This window comes from Stappia sp., from assembly GCF_040110915.1.
Lineage (GTDB): Bacteria > Pseudomonadota > Alphaproteobacteria > Rhizobiales > Stappiaceae > Stappia.
This window is the reverse complement of record NZ_CP157793.1, coordinates 2088525-2106437: the sequence shown is the minus strand read 5'-3', so window position 1 is coordinate 2106437 and position 17913 is coordinate 2088525. Positions and strand designations below refer to the sequence as shown.

At 69.6% G+C, this 17913-nt stretch carries 17 protein-coding genes and 1 riboswitch; of the genes, 9 read left to right on the top strand and 8 right to left on the bottom strand.

The features are described 5' to 3' along the window. Nucleotides 1–181 precede the first annotated feature (181 nt). The 3 genes from ABL312_RS09250 to ABL312_RS09240 are packed head-to-tail and all read left to right on the top strand — an operon-like array spanning nt 182 to nt 3142. Complete coding sequence (locus tag ABL312_RS09250; protein WP_349361094.1) at nt 182–1108, top strand: ABC transporter substrate-binding protein; 927 nt, start codon at nt 182–184, stop codon at nt 1106–1108. After that, nucleotides 1101–2189: an iron chelate uptake ABC transporter family permease subunit gene (locus ABL312_RS09245; protein ID WP_349361093.1), complete on the top strand. Its 1089-nt coding sequence runs from the start codon at nt 1101–1103 to the stop codon at nt 2187–2189. The genes ABL312_RS09250 and ABL312_RS09245 overlap by 8 nt, the downstream gene beginning before the upstream one ends. Nucleotides 2190–2197: 8 nt before the next feature. Beyond that, complete coding sequence (locus ABL312_RS09240) at nt 2198–3142, top strand: heme ABC transporter ATP-binding protein (protein WP_349361092.1); 945 nt, start codon at nt 2198–2200, stop codon at nt 3140–3142. 22 nt (nt 3143–3164) lie between these two features. On the opposite strand, the gene ABL312_RS09235 is transcribed toward ABL312_RS09240, so the two are convergent. The 7 genes from ABL312_RS09235 to ABL312_RS09205 form a co-directional block, all read right to left on the bottom strand. Continuing rightward, nucleotides 3165–4217 carry a DUF6925 family protein gene (locus ABL312_RS09235; RefSeq protein WP_349361091.1) on the bottom strand — a complete coding sequence of 351 codons (1053 nt, stop codon included), beginning with the start codon at nt 4215–4217 and terminating at the stop codon, nt 3165–3167. A 4-nt stretch (nt 4218–4221) separates the two neighbouring features. Continuing rightward, entirely contained in the window at nt 4222–5040 is an 819-nt protein-coding gene (locus ABL312_RS09230; RefSeq protein WP_349361090.1) for an ABC transporter ATP-binding protein, read from the bottom strand. Then, nucleotides 5037–6035 (bottom strand): iron ABC transporter permease, encoded by a 999-nt coding sequence (locus tag ABL312_RS09225; protein ID WP_349361089.1) that lies wholly within the window; start codon nt 6033–6035, stop codon nt 5037–5039. The genes ABL312_RS09230 and ABL312_RS09225 overlap by 4 nt, the downstream gene beginning before the upstream one ends. Next, nucleotides 6032–7009, bottom strand: coding sequence for an ABC transporter substrate-binding protein (locus ABL312_RS09220; protein WP_349361088.1), 978 nt, complete (start codon nt 7007–7009; stop codon nt 6032–6034). Before ABL312_RS09220 ends, ABL312_RS09225 begins: the two co-directional genes overlap by 4 nt. 131 nt (nt 7010–7140) lie before the next feature. Further along, nucleotides 7141–9030: a TonB-dependent receptor domain-containing protein gene (locus ABL312_RS09215; protein ID WP_349361087.1), complete on the bottom strand. Its 1890-nt coding sequence runs from the start codon at nt 9028–9030 to the stop codon at nt 7141–7143. A 244-nt stretch (nt 9031–9274) separates the two neighbouring features. Then, a riboswitch (cobalamin riboswitch) is annotated at nt 9275–9490 on the bottom strand. 82 nt (nt 9491–9572) lie between these two features. Next, nucleotides 9573–11297 (bottom strand): cation:proton antiporter, encoded by a 1725-nt coding sequence (locus tag ABL312_RS09210; RefSeq protein ID WP_349361086.1) that lies wholly within the window; start codon nt 11295–11297, stop codon nt 9573–9575. Further along, nucleotides 11297–11596: a helix-turn-helix domain-containing protein gene (locus ABL312_RS09205; protein WP_349361084.1), complete on the bottom strand. Its 300-nt coding sequence runs from the start codon at nt 11594–11596 to the stop codon at nt 11297–11299. Before ABL312_RS09205 ends, ABL312_RS09210 begins: the two co-directional genes overlap by 1 nt. Nucleotides 11597–11725: 129 nt before the next feature. On the opposite strand from ABL312_RS09205, the gene ABL312_RS09200 reads away from it, so the two are divergent. Next, nucleotides 11726–12607, top strand: a complete 882-nt coding sequence (locus tag ABL312_RS09200; protein ID WP_349361083.1) for a universal stress protein — start codon at nt 11726–11728, stop codon at nt 12605–12607. 52 nt (nt 12608–12659) lie between these two features. Here ABL312_RS09200 and ABL312_RS09195 read toward each other — a convergent pair whose 3' ends face one another. Continuing rightward, nucleotides 12660–13121, bottom strand: a complete 462-nt coding sequence (locus ABL312_RS09195) for an Lrp/AsnC family transcriptional regulator (protein WP_349361082.1) — start codon at nt 13119–13121, stop codon at nt 12660–12662. 138 nt (nt 13122–13259) lie between these two features. Between ABL312_RS09195 and ABL312_RS09190 the strand changes: the two genes are divergently transcribed. The 5 genes from ABL312_RS09190 to ABL312_RS09170 all read left to right on the top strand — a co-directional run bounded on the left by ABL312_RS09190 (nt 13260) and on the right by ABL312_RS09170 (nt 17904). After that, the gene (locus tag ABL312_RS09190; protein ID WP_349361081.1) at nt 13260–14429 is read left to right on the top strand and encodes an acetyl-CoA acetyltransferase; all 1170 of its coding nucleotides are present in this window, start codon (nt 13260–13262) and stop codon (nt 14427–14429) included. A 1-nt stretch (nt 14430) separates the two neighbouring features. Next, nucleotides 14431–16035 carry an acyl-CoA synthetase gene (locus ABL312_RS09185; RefSeq protein ID WP_349361080.1) on the top strand — a complete coding sequence of 535 codons (1605 nt, stop codon included), beginning with the start codon at nt 14431–14433 and terminating at the stop codon, nt 16033–16035. 80 nt (nt 16036–16115) lie between these two features. Further along, complete coding sequence (locus ABL312_RS09180) at nt 16116–16637, top strand: hypothetical protein (protein WP_349361079.1); 522 nt, start codon at nt 16116–16118, stop codon at nt 16635–16637. Further along, a complete protein-coding gene (locus ABL312_RS09175) occupies nt 16634–17059 on the top strand; it encodes a PPC domain-containing DNA-binding protein (protein WP_349361078.1) in 426 nt (141 codons plus the stop codon). The genes ABL312_RS09180 and ABL312_RS09175 overlap by 4 nt, the downstream gene beginning before the upstream one ends. Further along, nucleotides 17056–17904, top strand: coding sequence for an SDR family oxidoreductase (locus ABL312_RS09170; protein WP_349361077.1), 849 nt, complete (start codon nt 17056–17058; stop codon nt 17902–17904). Before ABL312_RS09175 ends, ABL312_RS09170 begins: the two co-directional genes overlap by 4 nt. Nucleotides 17905–17913 lie beyond the last annotated feature (9 nt).

Here is a 17913-nt window from a genome sequence, read left to right as displayed (position 1 = left end):
GAGTCAAGAAAGTTGTTGCGAGCAGCTCGCAACTTAGAACGCTTCGAAACTGGCCGTCCGTCGACCCGCAACGGGCGGCGCGCGCCCGGCCATCGCTCACCGATCCGGCCGTCCCGTTGCCCTGGTCCTCGCATCGGCCGGGCACTCGCATCGCCGGGACACTCGAACTGAAAGGTCCGCCATGTTTGTTTCACGGGGTTTCCGACGTCTCGCCGTTGAGGGCCGGCGCAGGGGCGCCGTCCTCTCGCTCGCCGTCCTGGCGGCGGCTCTCGCGGTTCTCGCCGGACCGCCGGCGCAGGCCGGGGAGGGGGCGTCCCGCATCGTCTCCATCGGCGGATCGATCACGGAGATCGTCTTCGCGCTCGGCGCCCAGGACCGGCTCGTCGCGGTCGACACGACAAGCCGCTATCCGCAGGCCGCCGGGGATCTGCCCGATGTCGGCTACATGCGGGCGCTCTCCGCCGAAGGGGTTCTGTCGCGCGCGCCGGACCTCGTGATCGCCATCGAGGGGGCAGGCCCGCCGCAGGTCATCGACGTGCTGCGCGAGGCATCCGTGCCCTTCGTGGAGATCCCGGAGGGCTACGACGGGCCGGGCTTGCGGGCGAAGATCCTCGCCGTCGGCGATGCCCTCGGCGCGGAAGCCGCGGCTGCGGAGCTGGCCGAGCGCGTTGCGCGCGACCTCGATGCGGCGCGCGCGGAGGCCCAGGCGGCCGCGCGCGAAAGCGGCGGCGCGCCGTCGGTCGCCTTTCTCATGTCGATGGCCGGGGGGCGCCCGATGGCGGCCGGAGCGGGGACCTCCGCCGATGCCATGATCGCGCTGGCCGGCGGAACCAATGTGTTTTCCGGGTTTTCCGGGTTCAAGCCGGTCACCCGCGAGGCGCTGATCGCCGCCGATCCGGCGGCCATCGTCACCATGCGCCGGCACGGGAGCGAGCCTTCCGAGGCCGTGCGCCGGATGCCCGGCGTCGCGCTGACGCGGGCCGGCCAGCACGACCGCATCATCGCGATGGACGGGCTGTATCTGCTCGGCTTCGGTCCGCGCACGGCCGAGGCGGTGCGCGATCTGGCCGCGCGGCTGCGCGGCGGCGAGGACGCGCGGGATGACTGACGAGACGGCGGCCTGCCGACGCAGCGAAGGGCGTGCCGCGGCGCGGCGGCTTGCCCTGCCCGTGCTCGCGGTCGGCCTTGCGGCGACCGTGGTCGTCTCGCTCGCCGTCGGGCCGGCCGCCGTGTCGCTCGGCGATCTGGTGGAGGTGGCCGCGTCCGCCCTTGCCGGCGAGACCGGCGACGCCGCCGCCATGACGCGCGAGCGGGTGATCCTGCTGGACATCCGCCTGCCGCGCACGATCCTCGGCTGTCTCGTCGGCGCGGCCCTTGCCGTTGCCGGCGCGATGATGCAGGGCCTGTTCCGCAATCCGCTGGCCGATCCGGGGCTGGTCGGCGTGTCCGCCGGGGCGGCCCTTGCGGCGGTCGCGACCATCGTGCTCGGCGGCGTGGTCGGACTGGAAGTGGCGGGGCATCTCGCGGTCTATGCGCTGCCTATCTCCGCCTTTCTGGGCGGGCTGGCGACCACGCTCGTGCTCTATGCCATCGCGACGCGCCGGGGGCGCACCTCGGTCGCGACCATGCTGCTGGCCGGCATCGCCATCGCCGCGCTGACCGGCGCGCTCACCGGTTATCTGATCTTTCTCAGCGACGACAGCGAGCTGCGCGATTTCACCTTCTGGAGCATGGGCAGTCTCGGCGGGGCCACCTGGGCGCATGTGGTGGCGCTGCTTCCCTTCGTCGCTCTGGTGCTGGCGGCCATTCCGCTGATCGCGCAGGCGCTCAACGCTCTGCTGCTCGGCGAGGCGGAAGCCTTCCACCTCGGCCACGAGCCGCAGCGGCTGAAGCGCCGGGTGGTTGTCGCGACCGCCGCCGCGACCGGCGGGGCGGTCGCCGCCGCCGGCGTCATCGGCTTCGTCGGCATCGTCGTCCCGCATCTGCTGCGCGTCGCCTTCGGGCCGGATCATCGCCTGCTGCTGCCCGGATGCGCGCTGCTCGGCGCCATGCTCGTGGTGGCGGCGGATACCTTCGCCCGCACCGTCGTCGCGCCCGCCGAACTGCCGATCGGCATCGTGATGGCGGTGATCGGCGCGCCCGTCTTCCTGTCGATCCTGCTGCGACGGCGATCGATCATCGACCTGTGAGGCCTGCCATGTTGCGCACCCATGATCTCGGCGTGAGCGTTTCCGGACGTCCGTTGCTGGACGGCGTCGATCTCGTGTTTCCACCCGGCCGGCTGACCGTCATCGTCGGCCCCAACGGCGCCGGCAAGACGACGCTGCTCGGCTGCCTGACCGGCGAACGGGCGCCGTCGCGCGGGCGCGTGGAGCTGTTCGGGCGCGATCTGGCGCGCTACTCCGCCGCCGATCTCGCCCGCCGCCGGGCGGTGCTGCCGCAGGCGTCGCAACTGAGTTTCCCGTTCCGGGTCGGCGAGGTCGTCGAACTGGGCCTGAGCGGGCCCGGCACCGGGCGGCGCGCCACCGGTCGGGAGCGGGTCGCCGGGGGGGCGGAGATCGTCACCCGGGCGCTCGCCATGGTGGATCTGGCGGGCTACTGCGAGCGGATCTATCAGACGCTCTCGGGCGGCGAGAAGCAGCGCGTGCATCTGGCCCGCGCGCTGTGCCAGGTCTGGGAGCCGAGGGTCGACGGCGAACCGCGCTATCTCTTCCTCGACGAGCCCACCGCAAGCCTCGATCTGCGCCATCAGGTGGAGGTGCTGGAGATCGCGCGGGACGCGGCCCGGCGGGGGCTCGGTGTGATCGCGGTGCTGCACGACCTGCCGCTCGCGCGCGCCTTCGCCGACGAGGTGATCGTGCTCGACCGGGGCACGGTGGACAGCGTCGGCGATCCTCACGCGGTGCTCGGCGCGCGGACGCTTGAACGCGTGTTCCGGCTGAACGCCGCCCATCTGGAGCTCCTGTCGGGCGAGACCCGGACGATGGCGGGTCCGCCAATGGTGCCGAAAGGGACGGGCGCGGGCGGATCGGGCCCATCTGGATCGAGCCCATCTGGATCGGACCCAGCTGGATCGGGCATGGGCGGCCGCGCGGCCGCCTTTCGCGCGGCGGCGCAGATCCACGCGCCCCCGGGCGGCTGAGTCGCTGAGGCGGGCCGCAGCGTCAGGCGCGCTCGGCCTCGTGGCCGGGGCGGTCGGGATCGGTCTCCTCGGCGGCCAGCACCCGGTCGAGCCGCGCGCTCAGTCGCGCGAGCCGAAACGCCATGTTGGGCCGGGCGAGGCGCTCCGCCTGGCGGACCTGCTGGCGCAGCGCGTTGCGCAGCCCCGTGCGCGTCAGCCGGCTGCCCGGATCGTCGACCATTTCCTCGCGGCCCTCGTCCAGCGCCTGCAGGAGCGCGTCCTTGGCCGCCACATAGTCGGTGTCGCCGAACCGCCGCAGCAGTGCCTCGAAGGCCTCGAAACGGCCAACGTCGAAGGGAATGTCCTCGCCGCGATGGCCCATCACCGGGCTCGGCGGATGCAAACTGGCACAGGGCAGAAAGCCCGCGGGAACGGGAATGTTGGCCGAATGGGTGCGCCCGGCGCGCAGCAGCTTGGGCAGCACATGGGTGTGCGGCCCGTCCGGCGAGACGCCGCCGGTGTCGGGTCCGCCGATCTTCTGATAGACCTCCACCCGCCCGAGCGCGGAGCGCACCACGCGGTGGGGATGGGCGGCGAGAATGGCCGCCATGGCCGGGTTCGACGGGTCCATCAGGGACCGGCCCGCCGCTTCGCGCAGGATCGCAAGAAGCTCGGGGTCGTCGGTGCGGATGCAGAATTCGATCTGCGGCTGGTCGAGCCCCATGTCGAAGAGACTGCCGCCCCGGTCCTGCGGCCGGATCGCGGCCGTGTCCGGACCGAGTTCCGTCAGCACGTCGCGGCGCGGACAGCGCGCCGCCGCTTCGGGCAGGCACAGCGCCAGACCCTGTCCCCAGCGTTCGGGGCGCGGGCTGAGCGTCTCGTAGGCAAGCGGGAAGGCATCCGCCACCTGCGCCGGATCGAGCCGCAACCCGCCCTTGTCGGTGGCGCGGCACAGGGCGTCGGGGCGGTCCACGACGACCTCGTCGTCCGCGCGCTGGTGAAACTCTCCGATCGCGCCGAAGGAGCCGATGCTCCAGCCCGCGTCGCGGTTTTCCAGATAGCGGCCGAGAAGCTCGACGAGCGTGGCGGCTGTCATTCGGTCATCTCCCTGTTGGGCGCGCGCCCTCCGGCGGGCGGCCGGGCGCCCGCGGCAGCCGCGCGGCCGGAACGATCGCGGGGTGCCCGTCCAGAACGAGCGTTTCGGCGCGGATGCCGTAGACGCGGGCGAGCAGATCGGCGTCGAGCGTCTCGCCCGGTGCGCCGTCGGCGGCGAGCCGGCCGTCGTCGAGCACCAGCAGACGGTCGCACCAGCGGCTGGCCAGCGTCAAATCGTGCAGCGAGACGAAGACCGCGCGTCCCTCGCGTGCAAGCGCCTGAAAATGCTCCATCAGGGCGATCTGGTGCGCCGGGTCGAGGCCGTTGACCGGCTCGTCGGCGACGAGGACGCGCGGGTCCTGCGCCAGCATCCGGGCGATCAGCACGCGCGCCTGCTCGCCGCCCGACAACGTGTCGAAGGATCGGCCGGCGAACGCCAGCACGTCCATGCGGGCCATGGACTCGCGGGCATGGCGCAGATCGCGCGCCGAGGACGCGGCGAAGGGGGAGCGATGCGGCAGGCGGCCAAGCAGCACGACATCGAGGCAGGTCAGCGCCCAATGGACCGCCCGGTCCTGCGGCAGGAAGGCGATTTTCCGCGCCCGGTCCCCGGCATCCATGCGGGTGACCGGGGTGCCGCCCCAGAGAATCTCGCCGTCATGCGCCTGAAGGCCGACGAGGGCGCGCATCAGCGTCGACTTGCCGGCGCCGTTCGGACCGACGATGCCGACGAGGCCGGGCGTTTCGGCGGAAAAGGAGATCGCGTTGACGACCGGGCGGACGCCGCGACGGACCGTCACGTTGCGACAGGCGAGGGCGATCATGAGGCACGCCTCCGCAGGCTGACGAGCAGCCACAGGAAGAAGGGCGCACCGATGATTGCCGTGACCACGCCGAGCTTGAGATCGCGTTCCGGCATGATCAGGCGCACGGAAATGTCGGCGGCGAGCAGGAACACCGCGCCGCCGAGCGCGCTTGCCGGCAGCAGCCGTCCCGGCTTGTGCCCGACCAGCGGGCGCAGCAGATGCGGCACGATCAGCCCGACGAAGCCGATGGCGCCGCTGACGGCGGTCGCGCCGCCGACGCCGATGGCCGTGCCGAGCACGACGAGCGTGCGCGTGCGCCCCAGGTTGACGCCGAGACTGCGGGCGACATCGGCACCGAGGCTGAGCGCGTCGAGGGCGCGCGCGGTCAGGGCGAGCAGCACGCCGCCGACGACGATGAAGGGCAGGGCGAGGCCGACATGCACCATGCTGCGGTCGGTCAGCGAGCCGAGCATCCAGAACACGATTTCGAGCGCGGCGAAGGGATTGCGCGACAGGTTGAGGGCAAGCGATGTCAGCGCCCCGGCAAGCGAGGACAGGGCCACGCCGGCGAGGATCAGCGTCAGGATATCGGTGGTCCGCCCGGTGAGCGCCTGCAGCAGCGCCACGGCGACCAGCGCGCCCATCAGCGCCGACAGCGGCAGCGCATAGGGGTGGATCGCGGTGAGCCCCGCATAGATGGCGATCACCGCGCCGAGCGAGGCGGTCGCGGAAATGCCGATCAGCCCCGGCTCGGCCAGCGGATTGCGCAAGAACCCCTGCAGCACGGCGCCCGACAGGCCGAGGATGGCGCCGACGCAAAGCGCCAGGATCGCGCGCGGCAGGCGGATTTCGGCCAGCACCACCGCTTCCGCGCTCTCGGTGTCGCCCAGGGCGGCGATGAGGCGGGTCGGATCGATCCACACCTGTCCGATGCCCAGCGAGAGCGCGAAGAGCGTCAGCACCAGGGCGGCGAGCGCGATCAGCAGAAGCGCGTAGCGGCGCCCGGCGGTCATCGCGCGGCCTCGCGCCGCGGCGTCACCGCGTCCACCGCGGCGCGCAGCCGGGTAATGGCCGAGGCGGTGAGCGGCGTGCCGCAGATCCAGGCGCGGGTATCGGCCGCGACGCGGCGCGTCTCCCCGAAGCGGGCCTCGAGCGCGGGATGGCGCACCACGGCGGCCGCCCGCGAGGGGTCGGACGCATACCGCTCCCACACCAGCAGGTAATCCGGATCGGCGAGCACGAGGGCCTCCAGCGGCAGCCGGGTGGTGCCGGCCAGCCCCAGATCCGCGCCGAGATGGCGGTAGCCGGCCCGCGTCACGATGGCGTTTTCCAGCGTGCCGTCGCCGGTGGTGAAGCTGTTGGCGGCAAAGGAGCCGATCACGGGCGCCGGCGTCGGGCGCGGGCGCCCCGCGTGTTCGCGCGCCGCCGCCAGTTCCGCGTCGAGCCCGGCGATCAACGCCTGCGCGCGGGTCTCTTGACCCAGCAGGGCGCCCATGCGCCGCACGGCGGCGCGGATATCGTCGAAATCGTTGGCCGGCGCGAATTCCTCCACCCGCCGGTCGAGCCGCCGCAACAGGTTGACGGTTGCGCGCTTGGTGAAGGTGCCGGCGAGCACCAGATCCGGCTCGAGCCGGAAGACCTCCTCCGCCAGACCGTGGTTGATGGGAAACCGATCCGCCTCGGCGGTCATCAGCGACATGCCGGGATCGCGCGCGAACCGCGAGACCGACACCAGTTGTCCCGGTGCCGCGATCAGCATGGCCAGCTGATCGGTGCACAGGTTGATCGAGACGACGCGCCGGGGCGGTTCCGCTGAGGGTTCCGCAAGGGTGGGCCCCGCGCCGGCGAGGTAGACGAGGCCCGCAAGCGCGAGCCCCGCGCACTGCAGGCGCCATCGCAGGCTCCGGCGCAGCAGTGCCCGTGCGCGCGAGGCCGGCGCGCCGGTGGCGGCCAGGGGCGAGAGCGAAGAGGGCGTCATGGTGGGCATCGGAGGCATCGCGTCGGCCGCACACTTTGGGCTTCGCGCCTGTGCGCCGGGCGCGCGTTCAGGCGGAGCAGTCTCGGGCGAAAGCCGGGCGCGATGCAGGATCGCGCCCGCCCCGTGGTCGGACCCGGTCGTCAGAACGTGGCCTTCACGCCGGCGTAGGCGGTGATGCCGGCCGTGTTGTAGCCGTAGATCTCCTCGTAGTTCGTGTCGAGAAGGTTCTCGATGCGTCCGAAGAGCGTCACATGCTCCGCGACGCGGTAGTCGGCGCCGACATTGACGAGCAGATAGTCGTCCAGCTTGACGCGGGTGCGCGGGGTGGCGTTGACGAACTCGTTGTCGAACATCCGCCCGTTGTAGACCGCGTCGAGGAAGACGTTGCCGCGTCCCTCGTTGAAGCCGTAGATCACGCCGAAGGCGCCGGAGTGCTTCGGACGGCGGACTTCCTCCGTGCCGGACGGATCGGTCGCGTCAAGATAGGTGTAGCTGCCCTTGACGAAGAGATTGTCGAGAACCTCCAGGCCCATGGCCACTTCCACGCCCTGCCGCTTCGAGGTGCCGTTCAGGTTGACCGGCGTGCCGATGAAGGTCGGCGGCGGGAAGGTCGTCGTGATCTCGTTTTCCAGACGCTCGCGGAAGTAGGTCACATCCAGCGTGAGCCGGTCGTTCCACAGGCGCTGCTCGACGCCGATGTCCCAGCCGAAGCTCTCTTCCGGCTTCAGGTTCGGATTGCCGTTGAAGCGTCCGGGATTGAAGCCGAACTGCTCGTAGAAGGTCGGGTTGGTGACGCCGGTGCCGACCGAGGCATGAAAACGCGTGCCGGTCTCATGCACCTTGTAGGCGGCGCTGGCGCTGTAGGTCACGCTGTCCTTGAAGGCCTCGTTCTGGTCGTAGCGCAGACCCGCGCTGACGAAGACCCGGTCCAGGAACGCGCCCCGATACTCCGCGACATAGCCCACCAGATCGCGGCTTTGGGTCGGCACCTGCGCCGGGGTCGCGGGAAAGGCGGACTTGAAGGATTCCCGCTCCCATTCCAGCGCGGCGGTCAGGCTGTGCTCGGCTTCGAGAAAATCGGTCCTGAAGGTGCCGGTCGCCTGGTAGCTGGCGTGGATGCGCTGGTCCTCGTTGCCGCTTGGCGATCCGTTCACCGCGTTGTAGTCGCGCCGCTCGATGTCGGTGTATTCGACGCGCGCCTTCTGCACGAGGCGGTCGTCGAACAGGGTCCACGACAGGCCGGCGCCGGTGAAGAACTCGCGGTTTTCCGAATTGCTCAAGGTGTCGATCACCAGACCCTGGGTCGGTCGGTCGGGCCGGCGGAAGTCCTGGTCGTCCGTCGCGGTCTTGCGGTCGACGTAGCGCGCGCTCCAGTCGAAGGTGAGCGCATCGGTGATGTCCCAGTTCAGCTTGCCGTTCAGCGTGCCATTGTGACCGCCGTCCTTCTCGGAGCCGAAATCGGACAGGTTGAAGCCGTCGTTTTCCCGGAAGGCGGCGGACACGGCGATGTCGAAGGTCTCGCCGCCGCCGCGCACGCTGGCCGCGCCGAGCCGCGTGCCGTCGGTGCCGCCTTCGGCGCGGCCCGTGATCCGCAGGTCGTTGCGCAGACCGCCCTTGGTGGTGATGCTGATGACGCCGGCCATGGCGTTGGAACCGTAAAGCGCGCTCTGCGGTCCGCGCAGCACCTCGATGCGGTCGATGTCTTCCGCAAGCAGCCCGCCGAGATCGTATTCACCGCTGGAACTCGCCGAAACCTCGACGCCGTCGATCAGAACCAGCACGTGGTTCGCTTCCGAGCCGCGCACGCGGATCTGCGTGACGCCACCCGCGGCACCGGTGCGCGACACCGCCAGCCCCGGCACCCGGCGCAGGGCGTCGGCGACATAGCGCGTCTGCGTCTCTTCCAACTCCGTGCCCGTGATCACCGTATGCGCGCGGCCCACCGCCTCGGCGGCGACCGGCGTGCGCCCGGCGGAGACGACGACCGCGTCGAGATCGATCTCCTCGGCAATGACCGTGGTCGCGGACATTGCCGTCAGTCCCGTGACGGCGAGCACGCTCGCAATTCCATAACCCCATGCGCATCGTGTGGATGTCGCAGTCATTCGGATACACCCCTGTCGTTCGCTGACACGCTTTTCGCGCGGCCAGACGCCTTATGACAACCTGTGCGGGAAACGGGGTGCGACAGATGTCGCCCGCACGCTTCGGCGCAGGTTACGGTTCGGGTGTCACCTCAACGGAAGGCCGCGCTTCGACACACCCCGTGTCGAAGATCGGGTGACGGCCGAGGGCAGGTCTCCTGGCTTGCGGGTCCTGGCGGGCGTTCCCCTTCCCAACACGGCGTCCTCGCCGCGTCAGTGGTTCTTCGAACGTCCACTCACCGCTCACAGTTGCGGGGGCAGCCACGGATTCGGTCCCTGATGGGTACGCCTCACCGTGTTCCCTTTTCATTCGCAGTCACGCGAAACCTTCAGCAGCCTCAGATAAACGAAACCTTAAAGGCGAGTCAATTCGGTGTCGAACCTCCCGAGGGGCCTCCGGGAGAAGGAGACGCGCGGGTCGCGTCCCGTCACGACGGCTCCTTTTCCTCGCTGCGCAGGGTCGGAATGTCGGTTCGTTCTTCCTCCGGCGCGCCGCTCAGGAGTTCGACCGCCCGGTCGGCCGCGTCCTGGAACGGCTCCAGCACGATGTCGGCACCCGATCCGAACAGATCTTCCGTGTCGCGCGTCGTGTGCGAGGTCACCGCGATTCGTCCCCGGAAGCCGGCCGCGCGGGTCAGCTGGATCAGCGTGGTGCGCGTGTCCTCGTGGCTGAGGCCGGTCGGGTGGATCGGAACGGTCGACACGATCCACTCCGTGCGCTGAAGCGGCAGGTCGGTCACGAACTCCGGATCGGTCGCGTCGCCGAATTCGGTGTCCAGGCCGAGCTCGCGCCAGCGACGGATGGCGAGCGGATTGAAGTCGACGCCGAGCACCGGAATGCCGCGCTTTTGGAGGCGCAGGCCGATCGCCGTGCCGAAGCGGCCGAGGCCGAAGATGATGGCCGTGTAGCCTTTGGCCTGAAGGGCGTCGGCGTCGGAGGGTTCGCGCGGGGTGCCGCGGCGCTCGAAGACGCCGAGCAGCGGTTCGAACAGCGCATAGAGCCGGTGCGAATAGGTGATCATGTAGGTGGAGGCGGCGATGGTCACCAGGCCGACCATGGTGACGAGGCCGAGCGCATCCTCGCGCACATGACCGAGCGACACGCCCATGGCGACGAAGATCAGCGAGAACTCGCTGATCTGCGCCACCGTCAGCCCGGCGAGGAAGCCGGTGCGCTTGCGGTAGCCCATCGCCCCCATGATCGCGAGGACGATCAGCGGGTTGCCGATCAGCACGAAGAGCGAGAAGACGATGGCGCCGGTCACATGCGTGCCGAGCAGCGACAGGTCGAGCGTCGCGCCGAGCGCGATGAAGAAGAACAGCAGCAGAAAGTCCCGCAAGGGCGCGAGCCGCGCCGCGATGGTCTCGCGATAGGGCGTGGAGGCGAGCGAGACGCCGGCCAGCAGCCCGCCGACCTCCTTGCCGAGCCCGACGAAGTCGCCGATGGCGGCGAACATCGCGGCCTGGGCGATGGCGAAGATGACGAGCAGTTCCGGCGCGCGCGCCAGCCGCTCGGTCAGCGGATCGGCGACATAGCGCACGAAGACCACGACCAGCGCGACCATCGCCACGCCCGACAGCAGGACCCTGAGCACCGACCCGCCGCCGTGGCCCCCGTCGGCCGCCGCGCCGATGCCAATGGCCGACAGCACGATCATGGCGATCACGACGACGAGATCCTGAACGATCAGGAAGCCGAGGGCGATCTGCCCGTGCAGGGCGTCGATCTCCCGTTTGTCGGACAGGAGCTTCACGATGATGATCGTTGAGGAAAAGGTCAGCGCCACGGCGACATAGAGGCTGGTGACGTGCCCGAGCCCCAGGGCCAGACCGATCATGTAGCCGAACACCGAGGTGAAGAGCACCTGACCGAGACCGGTGAGAAGGGCGACGCTGCCGAGCGAGCGGATCAGCTTCACATCCAGCTTGATGCCGACCAGGAACAACAGAACGGCGATGCCGAGCTTCGACAAGAGGTCGATCTGGGCGTCCGAGCGCACCACATCGAGCGCGGAGGGACCGGCGATCAGGCCGACCGCGATGAAGCTGACGATCAGCGGCTGGCGCAGCAGGATGCCGAACAGGCCGATGCCGGCCGCCATCACGAGAAGGGCGGCGACCTCGGCGAAGGGAGAGTGAACCAGAATGTCCATCAGGGCTCGCGATCTTGAGCGGAGGAGGCGGACGGGGAGGAGGGCCCTGGAGGCGCGCCTTCCAACGTTCGGTGGGTCGCCGGTCCGGCCGTGTCTGGCGGGGAGGCGGTCGTGTCGTCTCGGGCGCGCGTGGCATGGGCGCGCAGGAAGGCATCGAGATCCGTGTCGGCGATGCGCCAGCCCTTGCCGATGTCGATGGCCCGCAAGTCGCCCTCCCGGATCCAGTGGCGAACGGTGGCTTCGCCGACCTTCAGCCGGTCGGCGACTTCCTTGACGGTCTGATAGTGGTCACGTGCCATCGGATATGCCTTTTTGACGATGTTTTGCGCAGAATACCCGAGATTGGCGCCGGATGATTGAGCGAGGTCAAATCCTGCGTCGATCTTTCGTGGTTGGCTTGGCTTGACGGCGGGGTGCAGGAGCAGGCGATGAAGACGATTCTGGTGGCCACGGACTTTTCGGAACGCTCGGACCGGGCCTTGCGCCGCGCGACGCTGCTGGCGCGCCAGTCCGGGGCGGCGCTGTCGCTGGTGCATGTGGTCGACGACGACCAGCCGCGCCGGATCGTCGACAGCGAGCGGGAACTGGCGAGCGAACTGCTGCGCGAGCAGGCCGCGACGGTGCGCTCCGTCGACGGCGTCGCGTGCGACGCGCGGATCATCCTGGCCGACCCCTTCGCCGGCATCGTGCGCGCGGCGCAGGACACGGCGGCCGATCTGCTGGTGGTCGGGCCGCACCGCCGGCAGGCGCTGCGGGACGTGTTCGTCGGCACCACGGCGGAGCGCACGATCCGCTCCGTCGCCTGCCCCGTGCTGATGGCCAATGCGCCGCCGGTGGGCCCTTACCACCACGTCCTCTTGGCGGTCGACCTCGGCGAGGGGACCGGGCACATGGTGCGCCGCTTCGCGGATCTCGATCTCGCGCCGCGCGCGGCGCGCTCGCTGCTGCATGTCTTCAACGCCGAGGAAACCCGCCTGGCGATGGGCCATGCGCTGGACGACCGCGGACGCCGGGGTGAGGTCGCGGCGGCTCAAGCCGAGGCGGATGCGGCGCTGGCCGCCTTCGCCGACGGGCTTGAAGGGGCCTGGACCCGGCGGCTGGTGCGCCCGCAGCGGGCGAGCGCGGCCGAGACGATCCTGGCGGCGGCGGACGAGCAGCGCGCCGAATGCATCGTCGTGGCCACCCGCCGCAAAGGGCTGGCCAAGGCGTGGCTCGGCAGCGTGGTGGAAGAGGTGCTGCGTCACGCCGACCGCGACGTGCTCGCCATCCCGCCGGCCGACCGCGCAGGCGGCGTCCTCGCTGCCGGCTGAGCGTCCCGGGGTCCGCGCGCCGCCGGGGCGGGCGCGGACCTTCGCCTGCGATCTAGAGCGGCAGCGCGGTGGTGTATTTCATCTCCTCCAGCAGCACCGTGCTCTGGATCTCGCGCACGCCGGGCAGCATCACCAGCTTGTCGCGCAGCAGGGTCTGGAAGTGATCCATGTCGCGCACCACCACGCGCAGGTTGAAGTCGAATTCGCCGAGCATGAGCTGCACCACCTGAACTTCGGGAATCGTCAGCGCGGCGTCCTGAAAGACGCTCAGCGACTGCCGGCCGTGCTCGGTCAGCTTGATGCGGGCCAGCACGACGGCGTCGAAGCCGAGCTTCTTGCGGTCGAGCCGCACCGTTTTTCCCAGAATGATGCCTTCTTCTGTCATCCGGCTGATGCGGCGCGAACAGGGCGACTGCGACAGGCCGACCCGCTCGGCGATGTCGGAAACGGTCAGGGTGCCGTCCAGTTGCATCGCGCGCAGAATGCGACGGTCAGTTTCATCAATGGTGAACATGAAAACCCTCCGAATTTTGATTTTTGAGCCGGAGCCATGCACGGATCTAGCGGGTGCAGCCTAAAATAGGCACAACTATGCCGATCTCAGCAAGTATCTTTTTCTGCGTGAGTTGAGGGATCACGTAGGGAAGGTGTCATGTCCGCATGTATCGTGGGATGGTCTCATACCCGGTTTGGAAAGTCATCCGCGCCGGATATTGAGGCCCTGGTCGAAGAGGTCGCGGGCAAGGCGATCGAACATGCCGGGCTTTCGCCGCAGGACATCGATGCGGTCGTTCTCGGGGTGTTCAACAACGGTTTCAGCCGTCAGGACTTCTCCGCCTCCATGGTCAGCCTCGCCGTGCCGGAGCTGCGTCACGTGCCGGCCGTGCGGACGGAAAACGCCTGTGCGACAGGCTCTTCCGCGATCCGAACGGGGCTGCAGGCCATCGAGAGCGGGCGGGCGCGCAATGTGCTGGTGATCGGCGCGGAGAAGATGACCGCGACGCCGACGGCGGAGGTCGGCGACATTCTTCTCGGCGCCTCCTATCGCAAGGAAGAGGCGGATGTGGACGGCGGGTTCGCCGGGGTGTTCGCCAACATCGCGCAGGCGTATTTCCAGAAATACGGCGATCGCTCCGACGCTCTGGCGCGCATTGCCGCGAAGAACCATGCGAACGGTCTGCGCAATCCCTATGCGCACATGCAGAAGCCCTTCGATTTCGACTTCTGCAGCACGGTCTCTGAAAAGAATCCCATCGTGGCGGGACCGCTGAGGCGTACCGACTGCTCGCTGATTTCCGACGGGGCGGCGGCGCTGGTGCTGTCGGACGCGGATGCGGCGCGGGCCACGGCGCCGCGCGCCATCGGCTTTCGCGCGGCCTGTCAGGTCAACGACTTCCTGCCGCTCAGCCGGCGGTCCAACACGTTCTTCGAGGGCGCCGCTCTGGCCTGGCAGCAGGCCTGCGAGGAGGCCGGCGTGTCGGTGTGGGACCTGTCCTTCGTGGAGACCCATGACTGTTTCACCATCGCGGAACTGATCGAATACGAGGCGATGGGTCTCGCCGAGCCGGGGCAGGGGGCGTCGATCATCGACGAGGGCATTTCGACCTTCGAGGGGCGGCTGCCGGTCAATCCCTCCGGCGGACTGAAGTCCAAGGGCCACCCCATCGGGGCGACGGGCGTCTCGCAGCACGTGATGGCGGCCATGCAGCTTGCGGGGGAGGCCGGCGACATGCAGCTCGACGCGCCGGAGCTGGCCGGCGTGTTCAACATGGGCGGCGCGGCGGTCGCGAATTACGTCTCCATCCTGGAACGGGTGCGCTGACATGAGCGGTCTGGCACGCATGTCCAACCGGGTGATGAACCTCGGCGACCTTCTCACCCAGGCGGCGACCCGGCTGCCGGGCGCGCCCGCCGTCATCTGGGGCGAGCGCAGCTGGAACTGGGCGGAAATGAACGCCCGTGTGGACGCCTTCGCCAATTCGCTGCTCAAGCTCGGCGTCGGCAAGGGCGACAAGGTGATCGTGCACGCGCGCAACTCGAACGAGATGTTCGAGACCATGTTCGCCACCTTCAAGCTCGGTGCGGTGTGGGTGCCGACCAACTTCCGGATCCTGCCCGCCGATGTGGCGCATATCGCGCAAACCTCCCGGGCAACGGCGATGATCTACGACGCGGAGTTCGCCGATCATGCCGATGCCGCGCGGGCGGCCGGGGTCGGGCTGATCGTGTGCTTCGGCAAGCAGCGCCCGGGCGAGCACCATTACAGCGACCTCGTGCGCGCCGGCATGGGCACGCGGTTTCGCGCGGAGCCGGTCGAGCGCGACGATCCCTGCTGGTTCTTCTTTACCTCCGGCACCACCGGGAAGCCGAAGGCCGCCGTGCTCAGCCACGGGCAGATGGCCTTCGTGATCACCAACCATCTCGCCGACCTGATGCCCGGCATGAGCGAGCGCGATGCCTCGCTGGTGGTGGCGCCGCTGTCGCACGGGGCGGGCATTCACCAGCTCATCCAGGTGGCCCGGGGCGTGCCGAGCGTGCTGACCGAAAGCCCGCGCCTCGATCCGGAGGAGGTGTTCCGGCTGATCGAACGGCACAGGATCACCAACATCTTCACGGTGCCGAGCATCCTCAGCGCGCTGGCCGGCCACGAGGCGGTGGACCGTCACGACCATTCCAGCCTGCGCTACGTGATCTATGCCGGCGCGCCGATGCTGCGCGCGCATCAGAAGCGGGCGCTGGAGAAGCTCGGGTCCTGTCTGGTGCAATATTTCGGTCTGGGCGAGGTCACCGGCGCGATCACCGTGCTGCCGCCGCATCTGCATAGCGCGGAGGACGGCCCGCAGGCCCGCGTCGGCACCTGCGGTATTGCCCGCACCGGCATGCAGGTCAGCATTCAGGACGAGGACGGCGCGCTCCTTGCGCCCTTCGAGACCGGTGAGATCTGCGTCATCGGGCCGGCCGTGTTCAACGGTTATTTCGAGAACGACACGGCGAATGCCGAGGCCTTTCGCGACGGCTGGTTCCGCACCGGCGACGTCGGCCATCTCGACGACAGCGGCTTCCTGTTCATCACCGGCCGGCGCTCGGACATGTTCATTTCCGGCGGGTCCAACGTCTATCCGCTGGAAATCGAGGAGGCGATCGCGGCGCATCCGGCGGTCGCGGAAACCTGCGTCGTCGGCATGCCGGACGAGAAGTGGGGCGAGATCGGCGTCGCCGCCGTGGTGGCCGAGAGCGGCGCCGAGGTGAGCGAAGCGACGCTGCGCAAGTTCCTCGCCGATCGTCTGGCCTCCTACAAGATCCCGAAACGCTTCGTGTTCCTCGAGGCGTTGCCGCGATCCGGCTACGGCAAGATCACCAAGAAGCTGGTGCGCGAGGCGCTCGAGGCCCGTTTCGCGGCCGAGGCCTCGCTGCAGGAGGAGGTCTGATGGGCGGGATCGGTCACAGGACGACGAACGGCGCGGATGTATCCGGGGGCACTCCGGCGGTGGCACTGCGGACACGGCTGATGCCGCATCCCGGGCCGGTCGCGCCGGACCGCTTCACCATCGCCCGGCATGAGCGCGCCAGCCCGGCGCGCGTGCATCTGCCGGCCGGCGTGACGCTGCTGGACGCGCTGCGGGATACGGCTTCGGCGCTCGGCGGCGGGCAGGAGGAGCAGGCGGTCGTCTTCACGCTGATCCACGGCGGCTTCGCCCCTTGCGTGCATTGCCTGGCGACGGCCGACCCGACGGGCCACACGCTTGCGACCTATACCCCCTGGCAGACACGCCGGGCGGTCGAGGTGCTGGGCGGCTCGGCGACCTTCGGGATTTCGGTGGACGGGGCGCCGATGGTGCATTGCCACGCCTGGTTTTCCGATCCCGACGCGGGGACGCTGGCCGGCGGTCATCTCGACTCGGCGGCCACGGTGCTCGGCCCGCGGGGGCTTGTTGTGCTGGCCTGGGGGCTCGGCGCGATCTCGGTGCGCCAGACATCGGACGCGGAAACCAATCACGCGGTCTTCATGCCGCGGGAGTGCCGGGCGTGAGCGCGGGCGCGCAGATCGAGACCGGGCGCACGGGGCGGATCGTCTATGCGCGGGTGCGGCCGAACGAGGACCTGGTGCTCGCGGTCGAGAAGATCTGTCTGCGCGAAGGCCTCCGCAATGCCTTTCTGCGCGGCAGCCTCGGCAGTCTGACGGATGCCTGCCTCGTGTTGCCGGACGGCTCGACGACGCTTCTCAAGGGGCCGGCGATCGAGGTGGTGAGCATGTCGGGCGAGGTGCGCGCCGATGCCAGCGGATCGCCGGAGGCGGAGCTGCGCGGCATGGTGTGCACGCCCGAGGGGAAGATGACCGGCGGCCGCTTTCTGCGCGGGCAGAATCCGGTCTGCGTGACCTTCGAGATCGCGCTCGAGGAATGGGTGCCGGACGACGCCGGGCAGGACGCCCCGTCGCCGGAGGGCGCATGAACGACCTGGCGCACAGCGACCGGGCCCACAGGGAGCGGGCAGACAGGGAGCCGGCACACGGAGAGCCGCCACACAGGGACGGCGCTTTCCTGGTGACGGGCGGCGCCTCGGGCATCGGCCTTGCGAGCGCGGTCTGGCTGCTGGGGCGCGGCGCCGCGGTCGCTTTGGTGGATCGAGACATGGAGCGGCTCGACGAGGCGCTGGAGCGTCTGGGGGAGGTCAACGGCCGCGTATGCGCGGTGGCCGCCGATGTGTGCGACGAGGCGGCGATGCGCGCGGCCTTGCGGAACGCGGTCTCTTCGCTGGGCCGGCCGCTGACCGGGCTGGTCAACAGCGCCGGCGTGGCGCGCAACACGCATTTTCTCGACACCTCGCCGGCGCTCATGCGCGAGACGTTCGAGGTCAATGTGATCGGCACCTTCGTGGCCTCGCGCGCGGTCGTCGACCACGTGCTCGAGGTGCAAACGCCGGCCTGCGCGATCGTCAACGTCGGCTCGGTGTCCGGCATGACCGGCAACACCGGGCGCACGGCCTACGGCGCGTCCAAGGCGGCGGTGATCCAGATGACGCGGGTCATGGCGACCGAACTCGCCGAGCACGGGATCCGCGTCAACGTCGTCTGTCCGGGCCCCGTTGAAACGCCGATGGTGCGCGGCGTGCACATCGACGGCGCGGCCCGCAAATGGATCGAGAGGATACCGCTGCGCCGCTATGCGCAGCCCGAGGAACTGGCCGAGTTGATCGGCTTTCTGGCTTCGCCGTCTGCAAGTTTCGTGACCGGTCAGGTCTTCGTTGCGGACGGCGGATTTCTTTCGGCCGGCATTGAGGCCACCGAAAGAGCCTGAAATCCAGGA